The 1424-nt window shown below is 67.8% G+C and carries 1 protein-coding gene; it reads right to left on the bottom strand.

Annotated features, from left to right (window positions below; all coding sequences use genetic code 11):
• Positions 1-6: 6 nt before the first annotated feature.
• Complete coding sequence (locus GWK18_RS12795; protein ID WP_058956066.1) at positions 7-1314, bottom strand: ISL3 family transposase; 1308 nt, start codon at positions 1312-1314, stop codon at positions 7-9.
• Positions 1315-1424 lie beyond the last annotated feature (110 nt).

A 1424-nucleotide genomic window follows, 5' to 3' on the forward strand; every position in this document is an offset into this window, starting at 1 on the left:
GGCTCATCATGATCCAGGGTGTAGTTGGGGTCTGAACCCGCCGGTCTCGAGCAGCGATCTGGCGATGTAGTTGGTGAGGTTGCGGAAGCCGAGTGCGGAGCCGCGGAGGTGTTCGAGCCGTCCGTTGATCGCCTCTGTGGGCCCGTTGCTGGTGCCGGGTCGGTCGAAGTAGGCCAGTACGTCGTCGGCTCGCTTCTTCAGTGTTCGCCCCAGCGTGATGACCTCGGTGAGCGCCTTCGGGACGCCGTGGCTGACCGAGTCGATCAGTTTGACCATTAGCTCGCGGCCACGACGCCGGTCCTGCTCGCGGTAGGCGGCGATCATCCGCTGGTAGACGCCCCAGGTTGCCTCGACTTCGACATGTGCATCGACGCTGAATAGGCCGTGCAGGCGGTCGTTCTGCTTGTCGGTGAGCAGGTCAGCTCCCGTGTGCAGGGTTCGCCGCGCCCGGTATAGCGGGTCGTCCTTGCGGCCGCGGTGGCCCTGGGTGTGCTGCTGGACCCGGCGGCGGCAACGGTCCAGTGCATCGCCGGCCAGCCGGACGACGTGGAAGGGATCCATCACCGCGACCGCGTCGGGCAGCGCCTCGGCGGTGGCGGTCTTGAAGCCGGTGAACCCGTCCATCGCGACCACCTCGATCGCGTCGCGCCACGCCTGCGGTCGCTCGGCGAGCCAAGTCTTGAACGCCTGCTTGGAGCGGCCCTCGACCATGTCCAGCAGCCGTGCTGGTCCGGTGCCCTCACGGATGCCGGTCAGGTCGATGACCACGGTGACGTACTTGTCGCCGCGGCGGGTGTGCCTCCAGACGTGCTCATCGACGCCGACGACCTTCACCCCGTCGAACCTGTGCTCGTCGTCGATCAGGACGCGCTTGCCCTCGGCCAGGACGGCGAGGTTGGCGGTGTTCCACGCGACCCCGAGCCCCTCGGCGACGCGGGCGACGGTGAGGTGCTGGACCACGATGCCCTCTAGTGCCCAGCGCAGCCCGCGGCGCGACAGCTTCGCCCGTGGTTCGGCCGCCAGGCTGGTGTCCTGTCGCCATACATGGCAGCAGTCGGTGCAGCGGTAGCGACGCACGACGACCTCCAGGGTCGTGGGTCGCCACCCGAGCGGTTCGTGCGCAAGCCGCCGGACCACCGTGTCCCGCGGAACCCCTTCGCAGCCGCAGCGACGGCACCACTGGTCGAGCTCGACGACGCGGCAAGCGATCACCGCGCGGTCGGGCTCGAGCCGTTGCCCAACGGCTTCGAGACCGAGCTCATCCAGTCGGCAGAACGTGGTCAGGTCAGGGCGAGTGAAGGTAGCGTCGTGCACGTCGAGGTCTTCCGGATGGGCAGTGTGAGAACTTCCATCCTCGGGAGACCTCGACTTCTATCCCAACACCGCCGCGCCGTCAGCTTCTACACCCTCATCTGCGAAGAGCC

It is taken from the genome of Kocuria sp. JC486 (genome assembly GCF_011602805.1).
Lineage (GTDB): Bacteria > Actinomycetota > Actinomycetes > Actinomycetales > Micrococcaceae > Kocuria > Kocuria soli.